Annotated in this window: 27 protein-coding genes; all 27 read left to right on the top strand. The window is 49.2% G+C overall.

Features of this window, described 5'->3' with window-relative positions; all coding sequences use genetic code 11:
* The first annotated feature begins 152 nt into the window (after positions 1–152).
* The 27 genes from rpoB to rpmD all read left to right on the top strand — a co-directional run bounded on the left by rpoB (position 153) and on the right by rpmD (position 21401).
* Positions 153–3689: a DNA-directed RNA polymerase subunit beta gene (rpoB, locus tag GQS10_RS21170; protein WP_166246004.1), complete on the top strand. Its 3537-nt coding sequence runs from the start codon at positions 153–155 to the stop codon at positions 3687–3689.
* Between the two features lie 42 nt (positions 3690–3731).
* Positions 3732–7352, top strand: a complete 3621-nt coding sequence (rpoC, locus tag GQS10_RS21165; protein ID WP_166246002.1) for a DNA-directed RNA polymerase subunit beta' — start codon at positions 3732–3734, stop codon at positions 7350–7352.
* A gap of 136 nt (positions 7353–7488) precedes the next feature.
* Positions 7489–7737, top strand: a complete 249-nt coding sequence (locus tag GQS10_RS21160; RefSeq protein WP_166246000.1) for a 50S ribosomal protein L7ae-like protein — start codon at positions 7489–7491, stop codon at positions 7735–7737.
* Between the two features lie 120 nt (positions 7738–7857).
* Positions 7858–8280, top strand: coding sequence for a 30S ribosomal protein S12 (gene rpsL, locus GQS10_RS21155; protein WP_166245998.1), 423 nt, complete (start codon positions 7858–7860; stop codon positions 8278–8280).
* 47 nt (positions 8281–8327) lie between these two features.
* A complete protein-coding gene (gene rpsG / locus GQS10_RS21150) occupies positions 8328–8798 on the top strand; it encodes a 30S ribosomal protein S7 (protein ID WP_166245996.1) in 471 nt (156 codons plus the stop codon).
* A 111-nt stretch (positions 8799–8909) separates the two neighbouring features.
* Positions 8910–10985, top strand: a complete 2076-nt coding sequence (gene fusA / locus GQS10_RS21145) for an elongation factor G (RefSeq protein WP_166245994.1) — start codon at positions 8910–8912, stop codon at positions 10983–10985.
* 41 nt (positions 10986–11026) lie between these two features.
* A complete protein-coding gene (gene tuf, locus GQS10_RS21140) occupies positions 11027–12217 on the top strand; it encodes an elongation factor Tu (protein WP_166245992.1) in 1191 nt (396 codons plus the stop codon).
* Positions 12218–12502: 285 nt separating this feature from the next.
* Entirely contained in the window at positions 12503–12814 is a 312-nt protein-coding gene (gene rpsJ / locus GQS10_RS21135) for a 30S ribosomal protein S10 (protein WP_166245990.1), read from the top strand.
* A 45-nt stretch (positions 12815–12859) separates the two neighbouring features.
* A complete protein-coding gene (gene rplC, locus GQS10_RS21130; protein ID WP_166245988.1) occupies positions 12860–13489 on the top strand; it encodes a 50S ribosomal protein L3 in 630 nt (209 codons plus the stop codon).
* 26 nt (positions 13490–13515) lie between these two features.
* A complete protein-coding gene (gene rplD, locus GQS10_RS21125; protein WP_166245986.1) occupies positions 13516–14139 on the top strand; it encodes a 50S ribosomal protein L4 in 624 nt (207 codons plus the stop codon).
* Positions 14139–14429, top strand: coding sequence for a 50S ribosomal protein L23 (gene rplW, locus GQS10_RS21120; protein WP_166245984.1), 291 nt, complete (start codon positions 14139–14141; stop codon positions 14427–14429). Before rplD ends, rplW begins: the two co-directional genes overlap by 1 nt.
* A gap of 33 nt (positions 14430–14462) precedes the next feature.
* Positions 14463–15293 carry a 50S ribosomal protein L2 gene (rplB, locus tag GQS10_RS21115; RefSeq protein WP_166245982.1) on the top strand — a complete coding sequence of 277 codons (831 nt, stop codon included), beginning with the start codon at positions 14463–14465 and terminating at the stop codon, positions 15291–15293.
* Positions 15294–15329: 36 nt separating this feature from the next.
* A complete protein-coding gene (gene rpsS / locus GQS10_RS21110) occupies positions 15330–15611 on the top strand; it encodes a 30S ribosomal protein S19 (RefSeq protein WP_166245980.1) in 282 nt (93 codons plus the stop codon).
* 68 nt (positions 15612–15679) lie between these two features.
* Positions 15680–16012 (top strand): 50S ribosomal protein L22, encoded by a 333-nt coding sequence (gene rplV, locus GQS10_RS21105; RefSeq protein WP_166245978.1) that lies wholly within the window; start codon positions 15680–15682, stop codon positions 16010–16012.
* A 30-nt stretch (positions 16013–16042) separates the two neighbouring features.
* A complete protein-coding gene (gene rpsC / locus GQS10_RS21100) occupies positions 16043–16711 on the top strand; it encodes a 30S ribosomal protein S3 (protein WP_166245976.1) in 669 nt (222 codons plus the stop codon).
* Positions 16712–16713: 2 nt separating this feature from the next.
* Complete coding sequence (gene rplP, locus GQS10_RS21095; RefSeq protein WP_166245974.1) at positions 16714–17151, top strand: 50S ribosomal protein L16; 438 nt, start codon at positions 16714–16716, stop codon at positions 17149–17151.
* Positions 17138–17335: a 50S ribosomal protein L29 gene (gene rpmC, locus GQS10_RS21090; protein WP_166245972.1), complete on the top strand. Its 198-nt coding sequence runs from the start codon at positions 17138–17140 to the stop codon at positions 17333–17335. Before rplP ends, rpmC begins: the two co-directional genes overlap by 14 nt.
* A gap of 37 nt (positions 17336–17372) precedes the next feature.
* Positions 17373–17645, top strand: a complete 273-nt coding sequence (gene rpsQ / locus GQS10_RS21085; RefSeq protein ID WP_166245970.1) for a 30S ribosomal protein S17 — start codon at positions 17373–17375, stop codon at positions 17643–17645.
* A gap of 36 nt (positions 17646–17681) precedes the next feature.
* Positions 17682–18050, top strand: a complete 369-nt coding sequence (rplN, locus tag GQS10_RS21080; RefSeq protein ID WP_166245968.1) for a 50S ribosomal protein L14 — start codon at positions 17682–17684, stop codon at positions 18048–18050.
* 50 nt (positions 18051–18100) lie between these two features.
* On the top strand, positions 18101–18454 hold the full coding sequence (gene rplX / locus GQS10_RS21075) for a 50S ribosomal protein L24 (protein ID WP_243735323.1): 354 nt from the start codon (positions 18101–18103) through the stop codon (positions 18452–18454).
* A 31-nt stretch (positions 18455–18485) separates the two neighbouring features.
* On the top strand, positions 18486–19028 hold the full coding sequence (gene rplE, locus GQS10_RS21070) for a 50S ribosomal protein L5 (protein ID WP_166245966.1): 543 nt from the start codon (positions 18486–18488) through the stop codon (positions 19026–19028).
* A gap of 37 nt (positions 19029–19065) precedes the next feature.
* Positions 19066–19251, top strand: coding sequence for a type Z 30S ribosomal protein S14 (locus GQS10_RS21065; protein ID WP_166245964.1), 186 nt, complete (start codon positions 19066–19068; stop codon positions 19249–19251).
* 31 nt (positions 19252–19282) lie between these two features.
* Positions 19283–19681: a 30S ribosomal protein S8 gene (rpsH, locus tag GQS10_RS21060; protein ID WP_166245962.1), complete on the top strand. Its 399-nt coding sequence runs from the start codon at positions 19283–19285 to the stop codon at positions 19679–19681.
* 30 nt (positions 19682–19711) lie between these two features.
* Complete coding sequence (gene rplF / locus GQS10_RS21055) at positions 19712–20254, top strand: 50S ribosomal protein L6 (RefSeq protein WP_166245960.1); 543 nt, start codon at positions 19712–19714, stop codon at positions 20252–20254.
* Positions 20255–20312: 58 nt separating this feature from the next.
* Entirely contained in the window at positions 20313–20681 is a 369-nt protein-coding gene (rplR, locus tag GQS10_RS21050) for a 50S ribosomal protein L18 (RefSeq protein ID WP_166245958.1), read from the top strand.
* Between the two features lie 26 nt (positions 20682–20707).
* Positions 20708–21205: a 30S ribosomal protein S5 gene (rpsE, locus tag GQS10_RS21045; RefSeq protein WP_166245956.1), complete on the top strand. Its 498-nt coding sequence runs from the start codon at positions 20708–20710 to the stop codon at positions 21203–21205.
* A gap of 13 nt (positions 21206–21218) precedes the next feature.
* Positions 21219–21401, top strand: coding sequence for a 50S ribosomal protein L30 (gene rpmD, locus GQS10_RS21040; RefSeq protein ID WP_166245954.1), 183 nt, complete (start codon positions 21219–21221; stop codon positions 21399–21401).
* The last annotated feature ends 3 nt before the right edge of the window (positions 21402–21404 follow it).

The raw sequence follows: 21404 nt of genomic DNA, 5'->3' as shown, positions 1-21404 counted from the left end.
GCTTCAAAAAGGAATTATTCACCACCGAAAGGATTGAATGATTGCTTTTTCAAGCGGAAGCTTCCCTTCGAAGTTTATTCGGACGGGGCTTTCTTTGTTTTTGTCTCAAGCGCTTTACAGCGGTATAGTAGCACACAAGGGGTGGATGTAAATTGGCAGGTAAGCTGGTGCAGTACGGACGTCGCACTCGCAGAAGTTATGCGCGAATCAATGAAGTGCTCGAAGTTCCGAACCTCATCGAAATTCAGCAGAAATCGTACGAAACCTTTTTGGATACGGGTCTGCGCGAAATGCTGCATGACATTTCTCCGATTCAAGATTTTACCGGTAACTTAAGTCTTGAGTTTGTTGATTATTCGTTGGGTGAGCCGAAGTATTCGGTAGACGAATCAAAAGAGCGTGATGTGACTTATGCCGCTCCGCTTAAAGTGAAGGTTCGTCTGATTAACAGAGAGACCGGTGAAGTAAAGGATCAGGAAGTGTTCATGGGCGACTTCCCGCTTATGACCGAAACGGGAACGTTTATTATTAACGGTGCGGAGCGCGTCATCGTCTCCCAGCTCGTACGTTCACCCAGTGTATATTTTAGTACGAAGATCGACAAGAACGGGAAGAGAGCTTATACGGCGACGGTTATTCCAAACCGCGGCGCTTGGCTGGAGCTTGAGACGGATGCAAAGGACATCATCTATGTCCGCATCGACCGTACTCGTAAAATTCCGGTAACGGTATTGCTGCGTGCGCTTGGATTTGGTACGGATGCTGAAATCATCGAATTGCTTGGTGATGATGAGTACATCCGCAACACGCTGGATAAGGATAACACCGATTCCACGGAAAAAGCCCTTATTGAAATTTACGAGCGTCTTCGTCCGGGCGAACCGCCGACATTGGATAACGCAAGAAGCCTGCTTACGGCACGTTTCTTCGATCCGAAGCGGTACGACCTTGCGAACGTAGGGCGTTATAAAATTAATAAAAAGCTTCATATCAAAAATCGCTTGTTTAACCAGCGCCTTGCGGAAACGCTGATTGATCCGGAAACCGGTGAGATTATTGCGGAAGCAGGCCAGTTAATCGACCGTCGTGTCCTCGATACCATTCTTCCTGCACTTGAGAAGAATGTTGCTTTCAAGGAAGTGCGTGTCACTGGCGGTGTGAACGAATCCGAGACGATTTTATTACAGTCTATTAACGCCTTTTCTCCGTTAGAAGACGGAAAGGTGATCAAAATTATTTCGAACGGAATGATCGACAAGAGCGTTAAGAACATTACCGCGGCCGATATCATTTCTTCGATTAACTATTTTATCAACCTGCTTCATGGTGTTGGCAGCACGGATGACATCGACCACTTGGGCAACCGTCGTCTTCGTTCCGTAGGCGAACTGCTTCAAAACCAGTTCCGCATCGGCTTGAGCCGTATGGAGCGTGTAGTTCGTGAGCGTATGTCTATTCAAGACACGAACACGGTTACACCGCAGCAGCTTATTAATATTCGCCCGGTTATCGCATCCATTAAGGAGTTCTTCGGAAGCTCGCAGCTTTCGCAGTTTATGGACCAGACGAACCCTCTGGCCGAGCTTACGCATAAGCGCCGTTTGTCCGCGTTGGGACCGGGCGGTTTGACGCGTGAGCGCGCAGGCTTCGAGGTTCGTGACGTTCACCACTCTCATTATGGACGCATGTGTCCGATCGAGACGCCGGAAGGTCCGAACATCGGTTTGATCAACTCCTTGTCGACGTTCGCTCGTATTAACGAATATGGCTTTATTGAAACGCCGTACCGTTATGTTGATCCGAAGGATGGCCGGATTACTAGCACGATTCACTACATGACGGCCGATGAGGAAGATAATTACGTCGTTGCTCAGGCGAATGCGGAAATGAACGAAGACGGAACGTTTACGAACGATCTCGTTATTTCCCGTTTGAAATCTGAAAACCTTGCTGTGCCGAAAGACCGCGTTGACTACATGGACGTATCGCCTAAGCAGGTTGTGTCCGTTGCGACTGCAATGATTCCGTTCTTGGAAAATGACGACTCCAACCGTGCGCTCATGGGTTCCAACATGCAGCGGCAGGCGGTTCCGCTTCTTATTCCGAAGGCACCGTTCGTCGGAACAGGTATGGAGCATAAGTCTGCGAAGGATTCCGGGGTTTGTATCGTTTCGAAGGTAGACGGTATCGTTGAACGCGTTTCGGCAAATGAGATCTGGGTACGCAAGCAGGTAGTCGTTGACGGCAAGACCGTGTCCGGTGACATTATCAAGCATAAGCTTCAAAAGTTCATGCGATCCAACCAAGGCACGTGCATTAACCAGCGTCCGCTTTGCAAACGCGGGGAGATTGTCAAGGCTGGAGACATTTTGGCTGACGGTCCATCCACGGAAATGGGCGAGCTGGCACTGGGCCGCAACGTCGTCGTTGCCTTTATGACATGGGAAGGCTATAACTACGAGGATGCGATCCTTCTTAGTGAAAAATTGGTAAAAGAAGACGTCTATACGTCTATTCATATTGAAGAATACGAGTCCGAGGCTCGTGATACGAAGCTTGGACCAGAAGAAATTACGCGCGATATTCCGAACGTCGGTGAAGAAGCGCTGAAAAATCTCGACGAACGCGGTATTATCCGTGTCGGTGCGGAGATCGGTGCTGGCGATATCCTTGTTGGTAAAGTTACGCCGAAGGGTGTTACCGAGCTGACAGCGGAAGAACGTTTGCTGCACGCGATCTTCGGTGAAAAAGCGCGTGAAGTTCGCGATACCAGCTTGCGTGTACCACATGGGACCGATGGTATTGTTGTCGACGTGAAGGTGTTTACCCGCGAAAACGGAGACGAACTGCCGCCGGGCGTTAACCAGCTCGTTCGTGTATACATTGCACAAAAACGGAAAATTTCCGAAGGCGATAAGATGGCGGGACGTCACGGTAACAAGGGTGTCGTTGCGCGGATCCTGCCGGAAGAGGATATGCCGTTCCTGCCGGACGGAACACCGGTTGAAGTCGTGCTTAACCCGTTGGGCGTACCGTCGCGTATGAACATCGGTCAGGTGCTTGAGGTTCACTTGGGTATGGCGGCGAAACGTCTTGGCTTTCACGTGGCTACGCCGGTATTCGACGGTGCGCGTGAGGATGACGTGTTCGACGCGATGGAAGAAGCCGGCATGCAGCGCAACGGTAAGACGATCCTGTACGACGGAAGAACCGGGGAGCGTTTTGACCGGGAAGTTACTGTTGGTGTCATGTACATGATCAAGCTGGCGCACATGGTTGACGATAAAATCCACGCCCGTTCCACGGGTCCATACTCGCTCGTTACGCAGCAGCCGCTCGGTGGTAAAGCACAGTTCGGCGGACAGCGCTTCGGTGAGATGGAAGTTTGGGCGCTTGAGGCCTACGGGGCGGCTTATACGCTTCAAGAAATCTTGACAGTCAAGTCTGATGACGTTGTGGGCCGTGTGAAAACATACGAGTCGATCGTCAAAGGCGAGAATGTGCCGGAGCCTGGAGTTCCGGAATCCTTTAAAGTATTGATCAAAGAGCTTCAGAGCTTGGGCATGGACGTCAAGATCTTGTCCGAGAACGAAGAAGAAATCCTTATGCGCGATATCGACGAAGATGACGATGCTTCGGGCGACAAGTTGAACTTGAACTTGGAAGGTGCTGAGGTTGGGGCTGAGTAATCGGTCTGCAGAAGATCGGACATTCTGAAGGAGGGTTGCTCTTTGTTGGACGTCAACAACTTCGAATATATGAAAATCGGGCTTGCTTCGCCGGATAAGATTCGTTCTTGGTCCCGCGGGGAAGTGAAGAAGCCGGAAACCATTAACTATCGTACACTCAAGCCGGAGAAAGAAGGCTTGTTCTGCGAAAAGATTTTTGGACCGCAGAAAGACTGGGAATGTCACTGCGGCAAATATAAGCGTGTCCGTTACAAAGGCGTTGTCTGCGATCGCTGCGGCGTCGAAGTCACGCGTGCCAAAGTACGCCGCGAGCGTATGGGCCACATTGAATTGGCGGCGCCGGTATCCCATATTTGGTACTTTAAAGGGATTCCGAGCCGTATGGGCCTTGCCCTGGATATGTCTCCGCGTTCGCTGGAGGAAATCATTTACTTTGCATCTTATGTTGTGACGGATCCAGGCGATACACCGCTGGAGAAGAAGCAGCTTCTCTCTGAGAAGGAGTTCCGCAGCTACCGCGAAAAGTACGGTTATGCGTTCCAAGCCGGTATGGGGGCGGAAGCAGTCAAGAAGCTCCTTCAAGATATCGACATCGATAAAGAAGTCGATATGCTGAAGGAAGATTTGAAGACGGCTCAAGGCCAGCGCCGGAACCGTGCGATTAAGCGCCTCGAGGTGCTTGAGGCGTTCCGTAACTCCGGCAATGCGCCGGAATGGATGGTGCTCGACGTGCTTCCGGTTATTCCGCCGGAGCTTCGTCCGATGGTTCAGCTAGACGGGGGACGTTTTGCTACCTCCGACTTGAACGACCTTTACCGCCGCGTCATTAACCGGAACAATCGTTTAAAGCGTCTTCTTGATCTTGGCGCTCCGGACATTATCGTACAGAACGAAAAGCGGATGCTGCAGGAAGCGGTTGACGCATTGATCGATAACGGCCGCCGCGGTCGTCCGGTAACAGGACCAGGCAACCGTCCATTGAAATCTTTGAGCCATATGCTGAAAGGTAAGCAAGGACGTTTCCGTCAAAACCTGCTCGGTAAGCGTGTTGACTACTCCGGTCGTTCCGTTATCGTCGTAGGACCGAACCTGAAGATGTACCAATGCGGACTTCCGAAGGAAATGGCGCTGGAATTGTTTAAGCCTTTCGTTATGAAGGAGCTTGTAAACAAAGGCCAGGCTCATAATATTAAGAGCGCGAAGCGTAAGGTAGAGCGCGTCAGCCCTGAAGTATGGGACGTACTTGAAGAAGTCATTAAGGAGCACCCGGTTCTTCTGAACCGTGCGCCGACGCTTCACCGTCTCGGTATCCAGGCGTTCGAACCGATTCTTGTAGAAGGCCGCGCGATTAAGCTGCATCCTCTTGTATGTACAGCTTATAACGCTGACTTTGACGGCGACCAGATGGCGGTTCACGTTCCGTTGTCGGCGGAAGCGCAGGCGGAAGCACGCATCCTGATGCTTGCTTCGGGCAACATCTTGAACCCGAAGGACGGCAAGCCGGTTGTAACACCTTCCCAGGATATGGTTCTTGGCTCCTTCTACTTGACGATGGATAATGTGGAGGCAGAAGGTTCCGGTAAGATTTTCGGCAGCATCAATGAGGTGGTATCCGCTTATCAGCGCGGAATCGTATCGCTTCATGCGCGGATTGCTATTCCGGTTAAGGCGCTGAACAAGACGTCCTTTACGGAAAAGCAGCAGAATGCACTGATCGTAACGAACGTTGGTAAAGTCATTTTCAACGAAATTTTCCCTGCTGATTTCCCATACATCAACGAGCCAAGTAAGGCGAACCTGCTGATTGGAACACCAGAAGAATATTTCATTTACGAAAAAGGCACTAACGTCGTAGAGTACATGAACAGCCTGCCTTCGAAAGGCGCGATTGGTAAAGACTTCTTAGGAACAATTATCGGTGAGTGCTTCCGTTTATACCAAACGACTCGCACATCGATGATCCTTGACAATATTAAGCAGCTTGGGTTTACGTACTCGACCAAAGCGGGGATTACGATCGCCGTTGCGGACGTTATGGTTCCAGGTGAAAAGCAGCGCATTCTTAGCGAGTCCGAAGAAAAAGTCCGTGTGGTTACGAACCAGTACCGCCGCGGCTTAATCACAGACGAAGAGCGCTATGACCGTGTTATCGCAATTTGGAGTAAATCGAAGGATGACATTACAGATATCCTGATGAGATCCTTGGATAAATTCAATTCCATCAACATGATGGTGGAGTCGAAGGCGCGGGGTAACAAATCTCAAATCACACAGCTTGGCGGTATGCGCGGTCTTATGGCGAACCCGTCCGGCCGGATTATCGAGCTCCCGATCAAATCGAACTTCCGTGAAGGCCTAACGGTATTGGAGTACTTTATCTCCACGCACGGCGCGCGGAAAGGTTTGGCGGATACGGCGCTTCGGACAGCGGACTCGGGTTACTTGACTCGTCGTCTCGTTGACGTTGCGCAGGATGTTATCGTACGTGAAGAGGATTGCGGAACGGATAAAGGCTTTGTCGTTTCCCGGATTCAGGATGGCAAAGAGGTTATCGAGGATCTGTTTGACCGGATCGAAGGACGCTACTGCTTCGAAACATTGAAGCATCCGGAAACGGGTGAAATTATTGCCCACCGCAATCAGCTGATTGAAACGGATATTGCGAATGCGATTGTTAAAGCGGGCGTTCAACGCGTTCAGATTCGTTCGGTGCTTTCGTGCCGTACGCGTCATGGCGTATGTAATAAGTGTTACGGCCGCAACCTGGCGACAGGCAAGCACGTGGAGATCGGCGAAGCGGTTGGTATCATCGCGGCGCAGTCGATTGGTGAGCCGGGTACCCAGCTGACCATGCGTACGTTCCATACGGGCGGCGTAGCGGGGGATGATATTACGCAAGGTTTGCCGCGTATTCAGGAATTGTTTGAAGCGCGGAATCCGAAGGGTCAAGCGATCATTTCGGAACTTGACGGCGTTATTAAAGATATCCGTGAAGCTAAAGACCGTCGTGAAATCGAGGTTGAAGGCGAAGCGGAATCGAAAGTATATCCAGTTACCTATGGCTCGCGTATTCGCGTAACTGTTGGACAGAAGGTAGAAGCCGGCGATGAAATTACCGACGGTTCCATTGACCCGAAAGAGATGCTGCGCATTAAGGGCATCCGCGGCGTTCAAAACTACATTCTTCAAGAAGTTCAGCGCGTATACCGTAACCAGGGTGTAGAAATCAACGATAAGCACGTTGAGGTTATGATTCGTCAGATGCTCCGGAAGATCCGCGTCATCGATGCTGGCGATACTACGCTGCTTCCTGGCTCGTTCGTTGACATTCATGAATACGAAGAAGCGAATCTTAACGTTCTTCTCGAAGGAAGAGAACCGGCCGTTGCCAAACCGGTGCTTCTCGGGATTACCAAAGCATCGCTTGAAACCGATTCGTTCTTGTCGGCAGCGTCCTTCCAGGAAACGACACGTGTCCTGACGGATGCGGCGATCAAAGGCAAGGTCGACGAATTGCTCGGTCTGAAAGAGAACGTAATTATCGGTAAGCTGATCCCGGCGGGTACGGGTATGACCCGTTACCGTGCGGTACGTGTTGTTGATCCAACACAAGAGACGGAAGCTTCGGAAGATGTACTGCCAGAGGCGGTTTCAGTAGAATAGCGACTCGATGAGCCGGGTGAGGAATCGCCCGGCTATCATCCTCGTAATTATTACTTGACACGCCTATTTTAAAAGTGATAATATGACGTAGTGTGCCAAAAAGATTAGTGGTTCTGTCCTTTGGAGGATATGAAGAATGTCTTATGAAAAGGTGCTACAGGGCGCTAACATCACAGTAGGTACGAAGCAGACTGCGAAAGCAGTTGAGCAGGGCTTGGCCCGCGAGCTGTATGTTGCGAATGACGCAGATCCGAAGGTAACGGCCAAGGTGATAGCAAGCTCTAAGAAATTAGGGATTCCGATTCACTATGTAGACACGATGAAACAGCTTGGAAAAGCGTGTGGAATTGATGTCGGTGCAGCATTGGTCGCTGTAATAGAATAAACGAAGCATATGTTTTTGCGGTCTTTCGCAAAAACATTTTGTTCGCCTATTTGCGATATGCCTGGGTCTGTTGGCTTAAAATTTTGGAAGCAACAATTCATTTTTGGAAGGAGGTGCACCATGCCTACAATCAACCAGCTAGTACGTAAAGGTCGTCAAGCGAAAGTGGTAAAGTCGAAATCTCCAGCCCTTCAAAAAGGTTACAACGCTTTGAAGCGTGAAGAGACAGACCTTAGCGCTCCGCAAAAACGCGGCGTATGCACACGTGTTGGTACAATGACGCCGAAGAAGCCGAACTCCGCTCTTCGTAAATATGCGCGTGTACGTTTGACAAACCGTGTTGAGGTTACTGCGTACATTCCGGGTATCGGCCACAACCTGCAAGAGCACTCCGTTGTTCTTGTTCGCGGCGGTCGTGTTAAGGACTTGCCGGGTGTTCGTTACCATATCGTTCGCGGCGCGTTGGATACTGCAGGGGTTAACAACCGCATGCAGGCTCGTTCCAAATACGGAACAAAGCGTCCGAAAGCGAAGAAATCCTAATCATGTCTACAGCATAAGTATGACAACTAGCAGAAAGGGGGATAACTATGCCTCGTAAAGGTCCGGTTCCAAAAAGAGATGTGCTTCCAGATCCGATTTACAACAGCAAGTTGGTAACTCGCCTGGTTAACCGCATCATGATCGACGGAAAGAAAGGTACTGCACAGCGTATCTTGTACAATGCGTTCAACCTTGTGAAAGAACGTACTGGCAAAGAGCCGATGGACGTGTTTGAACAAGCTATCAAGAACATTATGCCTGTTCTTGAAGTTAAAGCACGCCGTGTGGGCGGTGCAAACTACCAGGTTCCGATCGAAGTTAAGCCTGAGCGTCGTACATCCTTAGGATTGCGTTGGCTCGTGAACTATTCCCGCCTTCGTGGCGAGAAGACGATGGAAGAGCGTTTGGCAGCGGAAATCATCGACGCTAGCAATAGCACTGGCGCATCGGTGAAGAAGCGTGAAGATACACATAAGATGGCAGAAGCAAACAAAGCGTTTGCTCACTATCGTTGGTAATCTGCTCTTCGCTTTTGATTTTCGGTTTCAAATCAAGTTATAATGAGCAAGGAAGGATGAATCATCCTTTCTTTGCTCAGTTTAAAAACCCCTTTATAGGAGGAGACAATCATGCCAAGAGAGTTCTCCTTAAAAGACACGCGGAATATCGGGATTATGGCGCATATTGATGCGGGTAAAACCACAACTACGGAGCGTATCTTGTTCTACACTGGTCGTACTCATAAGATCGGTGAAGTACACGAAGGCGCTGCGACAATGGACTGGATGGAGCAGGAGCAGGAGCGTGGTATCACAATCACGTCTGCAGCTACAACTTGTCAGTGGAATGGCCATCGCGTTAATATTATCGACACACCCGGACACGTAGACTTTACAGTCGAAGTGGAACGTTCCTTACGCGTGCTCGACGGAGCCGTAGGCGTATTCAGCGCCAAAGAAGGTGTTGAACCGCAATCCGAGACCGTTTGGAGACAAGCCGACCGTTATGGCGTACCGCGTATTGCGTACGTTAACAAGATGGACATTATCGGCGCTGACTACCTGAACGTTATCGAATCCATGAAAGAAAAGCTTGGTGCCAACGCTGTAGCGATTCAATTGCCGATCGGTGCAGAGTCGGACTTCAAAGGGATCATCGATCTCGTCGAAGAAGTAGCTTACATTTATAACGATGACCTTGGTAAGGACATTCAAAAGGTAGAAGTTCCGGAAGAATTCAAGGCGAAAGTTGCTGAACTGCGTACCATTCTCGTTGAGAAGGTAGCTGAGCTTGAAGAAGAACTGATGATGAAATACCTTGAAGGAGAAGAAATCTCTAAAGAGGAAATCAAAGCAGCTCTTCGTCAAGGCGTAATTCAGACGAAAGTTTTCCCTGTAATCTGCGGTTCTTCGTATAAGAACAAAGGCGTTCAGTTGATGCTTGACGCAGTAGTAGATTACCTTCCAGCTCCAGTGGATGTACCAGATATCAAGGGTACATTGGAAGATGGAACGGAAATCACGCGTAAATCCTCTGACGAGGAGCCGTTCGCGGCACTTGCGTTCAAGATTGCAACGGACCCGTTCGTCGGAAAATTAACATTCTTCCGGGTTTATTCCGGGGTGTTGTCTTCCGGTTCCTACGTACTTAACGCAACAAAAGGCAAGCGCGAGCGCGTTGGCCGTATTCTTCAAATGCATGCAAACAGCCGTCAGGAAATCGAGCAAGTATACGCAGGTGACATTGCAGCTGCTGTAGGCTTGAAAGATACGGTTACTGGCGACACACTTTGCGATGAAAAGCATCCGGTAGTTCTCGAATCGATGAACTTCCCAGAGCCGGTTATCCAGCTTTCTCTTGAACCAAAGACAAAAGCTGACCAAGATAAAATGGGCGTTGCTCTTTCGAAGCTTGCTGAAGAAGATCCGACGTTCCGTGCGTTCACGGATCATGAAACTGGCCAAACGATTATCGCAGGTATGGGTGAACTTCACCTTGAGATCATCGTTGACCGTATGCTTCGTGAATTCAAAGTGGAAACCAACGTTGGTAAGCCTCAGGTTGCTTACCGCGAAACGTTCCGCTCGCCTGCTAAGGTTGAAGGCAAGTTCGTTCGCCAATCCGGTGGCCGTGGTCAATACGGACATTGTTGGGTGGAGTTCGAACCGCTTGAAGCAGGAACAGGCTTCCAGTTCGAAAGCAAGATTGTGGGCGGTTCGATTCCAAGAGAATTTATCGCTCCAATCCAAGCGGGTATCGAAGAGTCGATGAAGAACGGCGTACTTGCCGGCTTCCCGATGGTAGATATCAAAGCAACTGTAGTTGACGGTTCTTACCACGATGTCGACTCCAGTGAAATGGCGTTTAAGATTGCCGGTTCGATGGCACTTAAAGCTGCGAAAGACAAATGTAATCCGGTACTGCTTGAGCCGATCATGAAGGTTGAAGTAACGGTTCCGGAAGAATACATGGGCGACGTTATGGGTGACCTTAACTCCCGTCGCGGACGCATCGAAGGTATGGACGCTAGACATGGCGCTCAAATCATTCGTGCGAAAGTGCCTCTTGCAGAAATGTTCGGATATTCGACGACACTCCGCTCCCGTACTCAAGGACGTGGCGTGTACGCAATGGAAATCTCCCATTACGAAGAAGTGCCGAAGAACATCTCCGAAGAAATCATCTCCAAGAACAAAGGTGCTTAATTTTATAACTTTGATTGCAATTTAAGGAGGAAGAGTAAGTCATGGCAAAGGCAAAATTTGAACGTAATAAACCGCACGTTAACATCGGAACCATCGGTCACGTCGACCACGGTAAAACGACTTTGACAGCGGCTATTACCACTGTTTTGGCAAAGCGTTACGGCGGCGCAGCAGTAGCGTTCGACCAAATCGACAAAGCACCAGAAGAGCGTGAGCGCGGGATTACAATCTCCACTGCACACGTAGAATACGAAACACCTAACCGTCACTACGCACACGTTGACTGCCCAGGCCACGCCGACTATGTTAAAAACATGATCACAGGCGCAGCGCAAATGGACGGCGCGATTCTCGTAGTATCCGCAGCTGACGGCCCGATGCCGCAAACTCGCGAGCACATCCTTCTTTCCCGTCAGGTAGGCGTACCTTACATCGTCGTATTCTTGAACAAGTGCGACATGGTTGAAGACGAAGAGCTTCTTGAACTCGTTGAGATGGAAGTTCGCGACCTTCTGAACGAATACGAATTCCCAGGCGACGACACTCCAATCGTTCGCGGTGCTGCTCGTCCGGCTCTTGAAGATCCGGCTGGCGCATGGGCTGACAAGATCGTTGAGCTGTTCGAGCACATCGATACTTACATCCCGAACCCAGAGCGTCAAGTTGACAAGCCGTTCCTGATGCCTGTCGAGGACGTATTCTCGATCACAGGCCGTGGTACAGTTGCTACTGGCCGTGTAGAGCGTGGTATCGTTAAAGTATCTGACGAGATCGAAATCATCGGTCTTACAGAAGAGCCTCGCAAATCCGTTGTTACGGGCGTAGAAATGTTCCGTAAGCTTCTGGACCAAGCACAAGCAGGCGACAACATCGGCGCACTTCTTCGTGGTGTAGACCGCAGCGACATCGAGCGTGGTCAAGTACTTGCGAAGCCAGGCTCCGTTAAGCCGCACACTTCCTTCTCTGCTCAGATCTACGTTCTGACTAAAGAAGAAGGCGGACGTCATAAGCCTTTCTTCACAGGCTACCGTCCACAGTTCTACTTCCGTACAACTGACGTTACAGGTATCATCACTCTTCCAGAAGGAACAGAGATGGTTATGCCAGGCGACAACATCACGGTAACTGTAGAACTGATCTCCCCGATCGCTATGGAAGAAGGTACTCGCTTCGCGATTCGCGAAGGTGGCCGTACTGTAGGCGCGGGCGCGGTTGCTACAATCAACAAGTAAATAACTGACCGCGCAAGCGGTTTTCGATGAGAGACTGTCTTTATAGACAGTCTCTTTTCATATATATGCAGCGTTTTTTCATTTACCAAATATTTATTATAATTTTTCTTGCATTTCGCCTATTTCTTTAGTACAATAGTGAACGTTGGTCTGTGACGTTGCGATGATGTGGGAGGTTGCCGACACACCCGGCTCCTTTGCCTTAGCAAGGGATACCAGTTGTATCGTGGTTATTTCCACGGAGTATGTCCGATTATAAATTGGGCGATAGAAGGAGGGACTACTATGGCAGCAAAGCAAAAAATTCGTATTCGCTTAAAAGCATACGACCACCGGGTTCTTGATCAGTCCGCAGAAAAGATCGTTGAAACGGCAAAACGTTCCGGAGCAAGTGTTTCGGGTCCGATTCCGCTTCCGACAGAGAAGCAAGTTATCACGATTCTTCGTGCGGTACACAAGTACAAGGACTCCCGGGAACAATTCGAAATGCGCACACACAAGCGCTTGATCGACATTGTCAACCCGACTCCGCAAACGGTCGACGCTCTCATGCGACTCGACTTGCCGTCCGGTGTGGACATCGAAATCAAGCTGTAAATTATATGATCGCTTTTTATGATGGAAAGGAAAAGAGGTGTCAACATGACAAAGGGTATCTTAGGTAAAAAGATCGGCATGACTCAAGTGTTTACCGAAGACGGTAACGTTGTACCGGTAACGGTAATCGAGGCGGGTCCTTGCGTGGTTCTTCAAAAGAAAGACGCAGATAACGACGGATACGAAGCGGTTCAGATTGGCTTTGACGATCAGAAAGAAAGAAACGCTACGAAGCCTGCTGTAGGCCATGCTAAGAAAGCAAACGCAACGCCTAAGCGCTACGTTCGCGAAATTCGCGGTATTGATTTGTCTGCTTTTGAAGTTGGCCAAGAGATTAAGGCTGACATTTTTGAAGCAGGAGAGTTTGTTGACGTAACAGGAACATCCAAGGGTAAAGGCTTCGCCGGCGTTATTCAGCGTCACGGACAAAGTCGTGGACCGATGACTCACGGTTCCAAATACCATCGTGGTGTTGGTTCCATGGCAGTTGTTCGTACAGCGAACAAAGTGCCGAAGGGCAAGATGATGCCTGGACATATGGGCCATGAGACAGTTACACTGCAAAACCTTGAAATTGTGAAAGTGGACGCAGAACGCAACGTAATCCTGGTGAAAGGCTCCATTCCGGGTCCTCGCAACAGCTACGTTAAGCTCCGTTCCACTGTGAAGAAATAATAAACGTAAAGAAAGGAGGAACACCAATGCCTAAAGTAGCTTTATATAATGTGAACGGAACACAAGTTGGCGAAGTGGAGCTGGCGGACGCAGTTTTCGGTATTGAGCCGAATACCCATGTACTCCATGAAGCTGTATTGATGCAGCAAGCATCCCTGCGTCAAGGAACACACAAGACTAAAGGACGTTCTGAAGTTCGCGGCGGCGGACGTAAGCCTTGGAAACAAAAAGGCACAGGTCGTGCTCGTCAGGGTTCGATTCGCGCTCCGCAATGGAAAGGCGGCGGTATCGTCTTCGGACCTACACCGCGCAGCTATGCATACAAACTTCCGAAGAAGGTTCGTCGTTTGGCGATTCGCTCGGCGCTTTCCTCGAAGGTTATTGATAACAACATCATCGTTCTTGATCAGCTTGCTATGAACGCACCGAAGACGAAAGAATTCGCGGCGATTCTGAACAACCTGAAGATCGAGCGTAAAGCATTGGTAGTAGCAGCAAGCTATGATGACAATCTTGCATTGTCCGCACGTAACATTCCGGGCGTTAAATTTGTAGCGGCTGACGGCATCAATGTTCTCGACGTTATGGTATACGACAAGCTTATCATTACGAAAGACGCCGTATCCAAAGTAGAGGAGGTGCTTGCGTAATGAAGGATCCACGCGATATTATCAAGCGCCCGGTCATCACTGAACGTACTAGTGAAATGATGGCGCTCAAGAAATACGTGTTTGAAGTTGACATCCGTACGAATAAAACGGAAATCAAGCTAGCCATTGAGCAAATCTTCAAGGTGAAGGTTGCTAATGTAAATACGATTCGCGTTCCGGGCAAGCCGAAGCGTTATGGCCGTTATTCCGGTTACACTTCCGAGTGGAAGAAAGCAATCGTTACGCTTACGCCAGAAAGCAAAGAACTTGAGTTCTTTGAATCTGTATAACGGAAATTTTAAGAGGTAAGGAGGGAAACGAAAGTGGCAGTTAAAACATTTAAACCTACAACTCCTAGCCGTCGTCAAATGTCGGTTTCGACGTTTGAAGAATTGACAGCTTCCAAACCGGAGAAATCGTTGCTTGCACCGCTTCATAAGAAGGCCGGCCGCAACAACATGGGTAAGATTACAGTTCGTCACCAAGGCGGCGGACATAAGCGAAAATACCGCGTAATCGACTTTAAGCGTACGAAGGACGGCATTCCAGGCCGCGTTGCCTCGGTTGAGTACGATCCGAACCGTACATCCTACATTGCGTTGATCAACTATGCTGACGGAGAAAAGCGTTACATCATTGCTCCGGACGGCTTAAAGGTTGGAGACGAGATCGTTTCCGGACCAGGCTCAGACATCAAAGTGGGTAATGCTCTTCCGTTGGAAAACATTCCTGTCGGTACAGTTATCCACAACATTGAATTAAAGCCTGGAAAAGGCGGACAGCTTGTTCGTGCAGCAGGTACTGAAGCGCAGCTTCTTGGTAAAGAGGATGATTACGTTGTTATTCGTCTTTCTTCCGGTGAAATGCGTCGTGTACTCAAAGAGTGCCGTGCTACAATCGGTTCCGTAGGCAACAAGGACCATGAGCTCTTGAACATCGGTAAAGCAGGCCGCAACCGTTGGTTGGGCAAACGTCCGCAAGTCCGCGGTTCCGTTATGAACCCGAACGATCACCCACACGGTGGTGGTGAAGGCCGTTCGCCAATCGGACGCAAATCTCCGATGTCTCCATGGGGCAAGCCGACACTTGGCTACAAAACCCGCAAGAAGAACAAGGCTTCCAACAAATATATTATTCGCCGCCGCACGAAGTAATACTTCGCAGTGGCTTGAAGGAAGGAGGTTCCTGCAGTGGGACGCAGCTTAAAGAAAGGTCCGTTTATCGACGGATATCTGCTTAAGAAGGTTGAAGAGCTGAACAGCTCCGAAAAGAAAGTCGTGATCAAAACTTGGTCTCGCCGTTCTACAATTTTCCCTCAATTCATCGGACACACTTTCGGTGTTTACGACGGCCGCAAGCATGTACCGGTATATGTGACGGAAGATATGGTAGGGCATAAACTCGGTGAATTCGCTCCAACCCGTACGTACAAAGGACATACGGACGACGATAAGAAAACCGGCAAGCGTTAAGATTGGCACTCGGACGGATACATTGTGCCAAACGTTCATTTATTTTTGTTTGAGAGGGGGTTTATCCCGTGGAAGCAAAAGCAATTGCAAGGCATGTACGTATTGCGCCTCGTAAAGCCCGTCTTGTGATCGACCTGATCCGCGGTAAGGCTGTAGGCGATGCGATCGCGATTCTTCGCCATACTCCTAGAGCGGCATCTCCGATTCTGGAAAAGCTTCTGAACTCGGCGATCGCAAATGCTGAGAACAATCTTTCTCTCGATCCGAACAGTCTTGTTATTAAGCAAGCGTTCGTAGATCAGGGACCGACGCTGAAGAGATTCCAGCCTCGTGCACAAGGTCGCGCGTTCCGTATTAACAAGCGCACTAGCCACATTACACTCGTTGTAGGCGAGAAATAATCATAATCGAGACATAAGGAGGGAAGACGTGTGGGACAAAAGGTTAGCCCGGTAGGGTTACGTATTGGTATTATCCGTGATTGGGAGTCCAAATGGTACGCTGATAAAGGCTTTGGCGATCTCCTGATCGAGGACGTAAAAATCCGCGAATACCTCAAAAACAAGCTGAAGGACTCGGCTGTTTCCCATATCGATATCGAACGCGCAGCAAACCGCGTGAGCGTTACGATTCACACTGCGAAGCCAGGTATGGTTATCGGTAAAGGCGGAGCGGAAGTGGAAGTAATTCGCAACTATATTGCGAAGCTTTCCGGCAAGAAAGTACACATCAACATTGCTGAAATCAAACAACCGGATCTTGATGCGATCTTGGTAGCAGAGAGCATTGCACAGCAGCTCGAGCGCCGCGTGTCTTTCCGTAGAGCGTTGAAGCAAGCAATCCAGCGTACAATGCGCAGTGGTGCAAAAGGAATTAAGGTTGCCGTTAGCGGTCGTCTTGGCGGCGCGGAAATCGCACGTTCCGAAGGCTACAGCGAAGGTACAGTACCTCTTCATACGCTTCGTGCAGACATCGATTACGGAACTGCAGAAGCACACACAACTTACGGCCGTATCGGCGTTAAAGTTTGGATTTACCGCGGTGAAGTTCTTCCGACCGCTCGGAAGCGTCAGCCTGCGGCACAGGAAGGAGGCAACTAATCGTGTTATTGCCTAAACGCGTAAAACACCGCAAACAACAGCGCGGTAACATGAAAGGTCGCGCAAAGGGCGGCACTGAGCTGAACTTCGGCGAATACGGCCTGGTTGCTCTTGAGCCGAGCTGGATCACGAACCGTCAAATCGAATCCGCTCGTATTGCGATGACTCGTTACATCCGCCGTGGCGGTAAAGTATGGATTAAAATTTTCCCGGATAAGCCGATCACTCAAAAGCCTCTTGAAGTGCGTATGGGTAGCGGTAAAGGTAACGTTGAGAAGTGGGTTGCCGTTGTTAAGCCGGGTAAAATTTTGTTTGAGCTGGCAGGGGTGAGCGAAGAGATTGCTCGCGAAGCGATGCGTCTTGCATCTCACAAGCTGCCAATCAAAACGAAGTTTGTGAAACGTGAAGAATTGGGTGGTGAAGCAAATGAAGGCAAGTGATTTCCGCAACTTGACCACTGCAGAACTTGAACATAAAATTTCCGGATTCAAGGAAGAGCTGTTCAATCTTCGTTTTCAGTTGGCAACCGGCCAATTAGACAACCCGACACGCATCCGTGAGGTGCGCAAAGAAATTGCTCGCGCTAAAACGGTGCTTCGCGAAAGAGAACTCGGCATCGGTTAATCGATGACGATCAGCCCGTAAGAAGAGGAGGGTAAGCATGAGCGAACAAGTGCAACGTAATGAACGTAAAGAGCAGATCGGACGCGTAGTATCCGATAAAATGGATAAAACGATCGTAGTTGCTGTAGAAACATACAAAAAACACGATCTGTACCATAAGCGTATCCGTTATACAAAGAAGTTCAAAGCCCATGACGAAAACAACGAAGCAAAGATCGGCGATACTGTGAAAATCATGGAAACTCGCCCGCTTTCGAAAGATAAGCGTTGGAGACTCGTTGAGATCGTTGAAAAGGCAGTAATCGTTTAATATTGATTCTCGCATCCGGAAGGAGGGAAATGCACAATGATTCAACCTTTTACACGTTTAAAAGCTGCTGACAACTCGGGAGCGAAAGAGTTGATGTGTATCCGCGTTCTTGGCGGTACAGGACGTCGCGTAGGTAAGATCGGCGACCTTATCATCTGCTCGGTTAAACAAGCAACACCCGGTGGCGTTGTCAAGAAAGGCGATGTCGTGAAGGCGGTTATCGTTCGTACGCGCCGTTCCACTCGTCGGAAGGACGGATCCTACATCACGTTCGACGAGAATGCAGCGGTTATCGTAAAGGACGACAAGAGCCCTCGTGGCACTCGTATCTTCGGACCAGTTGCTCGTGAGCTTCGCGATAGAGATTTCATGAAGATCGTATCGCTTGCACCAGAAGTTATCTAATGCTTCACAAAAATATAGAACGGAAGCCTTAACTCAGAGGAGGTGTCTCCATGCCCAGACTGAAAAAAGTGCTTGAAAGCCATAACAATAAATTGCACGTGAAGAAAGACGACAACGTTGTTGTTATCACGGGTAAAGATAAAGGCAAAAAAGGCCGCATCATCGCAGCATATCCGCGTGAAAACCGTGTGCTTGTCGAAGGTGTAAACATGGTGAAAAAGCATCAAAAACCAAATCCTGCTAACCCGCAGGGCGGTATTATCGAGAAAGAAGCTCCGATTCACGTTTCCAACGTGGCTCACATCGATCCGAAGAGCGGAAAAGCAACTCGTATCGGTTACAAAGTTCTCGAGAACGGCAACAAAGTACGTTATGCGAAAAAATCCGGAGAAGTCATCGACTAATCACGGTTCAGAAAGGAGGTCCATTTAAGCGATGGCAGCAAGAATGAAAGAACGTTATCTTAACGAAGTGACTCCTGCGCTGATGCAGAAGTTTACCTATAAATCGGTTATGCAAGTGCCGAAAATCGAAAAGGTCGTTATCAACATGGGCGTTGGCGAAGCAGTAGCGAACTCCAAGGTCCTGGACGTTGCAGTCAACGATCTGCAGTTGATCACTGGTCAAAAGCCGGTAATCACAAGAGCGAAGAAATCAATCGCAGGCTTCCGTCTTCGTGAAGGTATGCCAATCGGTGCGAAGGTAACTCTTCGCGGCGAGCGTATGTATCACTTCCTCGACAAATTGTTTAACATCTCTCTTCCACGTGTACGTGACTTCCGCGGTGTATCGACGAAAGCATTCGACGGACGCGGTAACTACACGCTCGGCTTGAAAGAACAACTGATCTTCCCAGAGATCGAGTACGACAAGGTCGACAAGGCTCGCGGGATGGACATCGTAATCGTAACAACGGCGAACTCGGACGAAGAGGCACGCGAACTGTTGACTCAGCTGGGCATGCCTTTCGCGAAGTAAGCCGCTGACCCCAACTATACGGAGGTGTTAATATAACGTGGCAAAAACTTCGATGAAAATTAAGCAGCAACGTGAGCCGAAATTCAAAGTGCAAGCCTATACCCGTTGTGAACGCTGCGGGCGTCCTCACTCGGTATTGAGAAAATTCAAAATCTGCCGGATTTGCTTCCGCGAACTCGCGTACAAGGGCCAAATTCCTGGCGTGAAGAAAGCAAGCTGGTAATTCCTTAACTAGGAAAGGAGGTTCCACAACCATGACGATGTCAGATCCGATTGCAGATATGCTTACACGCATCCGCAATGCAAATATCGTCCGTCACGAAACGGTTGAAATCCCGGCTTCCAAAATCAAACGCGAAATCGCTGAAATTTTGAAGCGCGAAGGTTTCATTCGTGACGCTGAATATGTAGAAGACAATAAGCAAGGGATTATCCGCATCTTCCTGAAGTACGGCCAAGAGAATGAGCGCGTTATTACAGGTTTGAAGCGGATTAGCAAGCCAGGCCTTCGCGTTTACGCGAAAAGCTACGAAGTACCTCGTGTACTTGGCGGTCTGGGTATTGCAATCTTGTCCACATCCAAGGGCGTTATGTCCGATAAAGAAGCACGTCAAGCTAAATCCGGCGGAGAAGTTATCTGCTACGTGTGGTAATCACATTTTTATACAGAATGGAGGTGCCCTATGTCTCGTATAGGTCGCAAACCGATCCAGATCCCGAACGGCGTTAACATCGATCTGGATAAGACAACAATCACGATTAAAGGACCTAAAGGCACGTTGAGCCGTGAACTTCATAAAGATATGAAAATTACGATCGAAGACAACGTGATTCTTGTAGAACGTCCTTCCGATAATAAATTGCACCGTGCATTGCACGGAACGACTCGCAGCGTCATCGCTAACATGGTTAACGGTGTAACTGAGGGTTATGCAAAGTCCCTTGAGCTTGTAGGCGTTGGATACCGTGCGAACAAAACTGGCGAGAAGCTTGTTTTGAACGTTGGTTATTCCCACCCTGTAGAAATCGTTCCTGAGAACGGCATCGATTTCGAACTTCCTTCGAACACGAAGATCATCGTTAAAGGCATCGATAAAGAACTGGTTGGCGCTACTGCAGCAAAAATCCGTTCCGTACGTGAGCCTGAGCCTTACAAAGGCAAAGGTATTAAGTACGAAGGCGAGCGTATCATTCGCAAAGAAGGTAAAGCTGGTAAGAAGAAATAAATCGGCGTAGCCTGATCATAGGAATGCAAGGTCGTAAGGAAAGGAGTGAACGATAAGCATGATTACGAAAGGCGATAAGAACAAAGCCCGTAAGGTGAGACACCTGCGCGTAAGAAAGAAGATTGAAGGAACAACTGCACGTCCACGTTTGAACGTGTTCCGCTCCTCCAAGCACATCTACGCTCAGATCATCGATGACGTACAAGGGGTTACTGTTGCAGCTGCATCTACACAAGACAAAGAGCTTCGTGAAGAGCTTTCGAACGGTGGAAATGTTGAAGCTGCTCGCAAAGTAGGCCAGCTGATTGCAAAGCGCGCACAAGAAAAAGGTTTGAAAGAAGTTGTATTCGATCGTGGTGGTTACCTGTACCACGGACGTATCCAAGCACTTGCTGACGCGGCTCGTGAAGCCGGTCTTGAATTCTAATCCACAAAGTAAGGAGGTTGCACAACTTGCGTATAGATCCTAATTCCCTAGAGCTTACGGAAAAGGTTGTTAACATTAACCGCGTAGCGAAAGTTGTTAAAGGCGGTCGCCGTTTCAGCTTCTCCGCACTGGTTGTTGTTGGCGACGGTAACGGTCACGTAGGCGCAGGCATCGGTAAAGCGGCTGAAGTTCCGGATGCAATCCGCAAAGGAATTGAAGACGCGAAGAAAAACCTGATCAGCGTTCCACTCGTTGGAACAACGATTCCTCACCAGGTTATCGGTCATTTCGGCGCAGGCGAAGTTCTTCTGAAGCCTGCTTCCAAAGGTACTGGAGTTATCGCCGGCGGTCCGGTTCGTGCAGTTCTCGAACTGGCTGGCGTTGGTGATATCTTGACGAAATCCCTTGGCTCTTCCAACTCCATCAACATGGTAAACGCTACGCTTGAAGGTCTTTCCCGCTTGAAGAAAGCGGAAGATGTTGCAAAGCTTCGCGGTAAAACTGTGGAAGAACTGTTAGGTTAAGGAGGGGTTGAAAATGGCTAACCAATTGCAAATTACCCTCAAACGCAGCTTAATCGGTCGTCCGGAAGATCAGCGCGTTACAGTTCGTACGCTTGGTCTTCGTAAGATGCATCAAACTGTTGTCCACAATGACAACGCGGCGATTCGCGGTATGGTAAACAAAGTCATTCACTTGGTAGAAGTGAAAGAAGTTTAATAA

Origin of the sequence: Paenibacillus turpanensis (genome assembly GCF_011421635.1) — a bacterium.
In the GTDB taxonomy this organism is placed as follows: domain Bacteria; phylum Bacillota; class Bacilli; order Paenibacillales; family YIM-B00363; genus Paenibacillus_AK; species Paenibacillus_AK turpanensis.
Note: the sequence above shows the minus strand (reverse complement) of the source record. Positions and strands in the feature narration are given on the sequence as shown.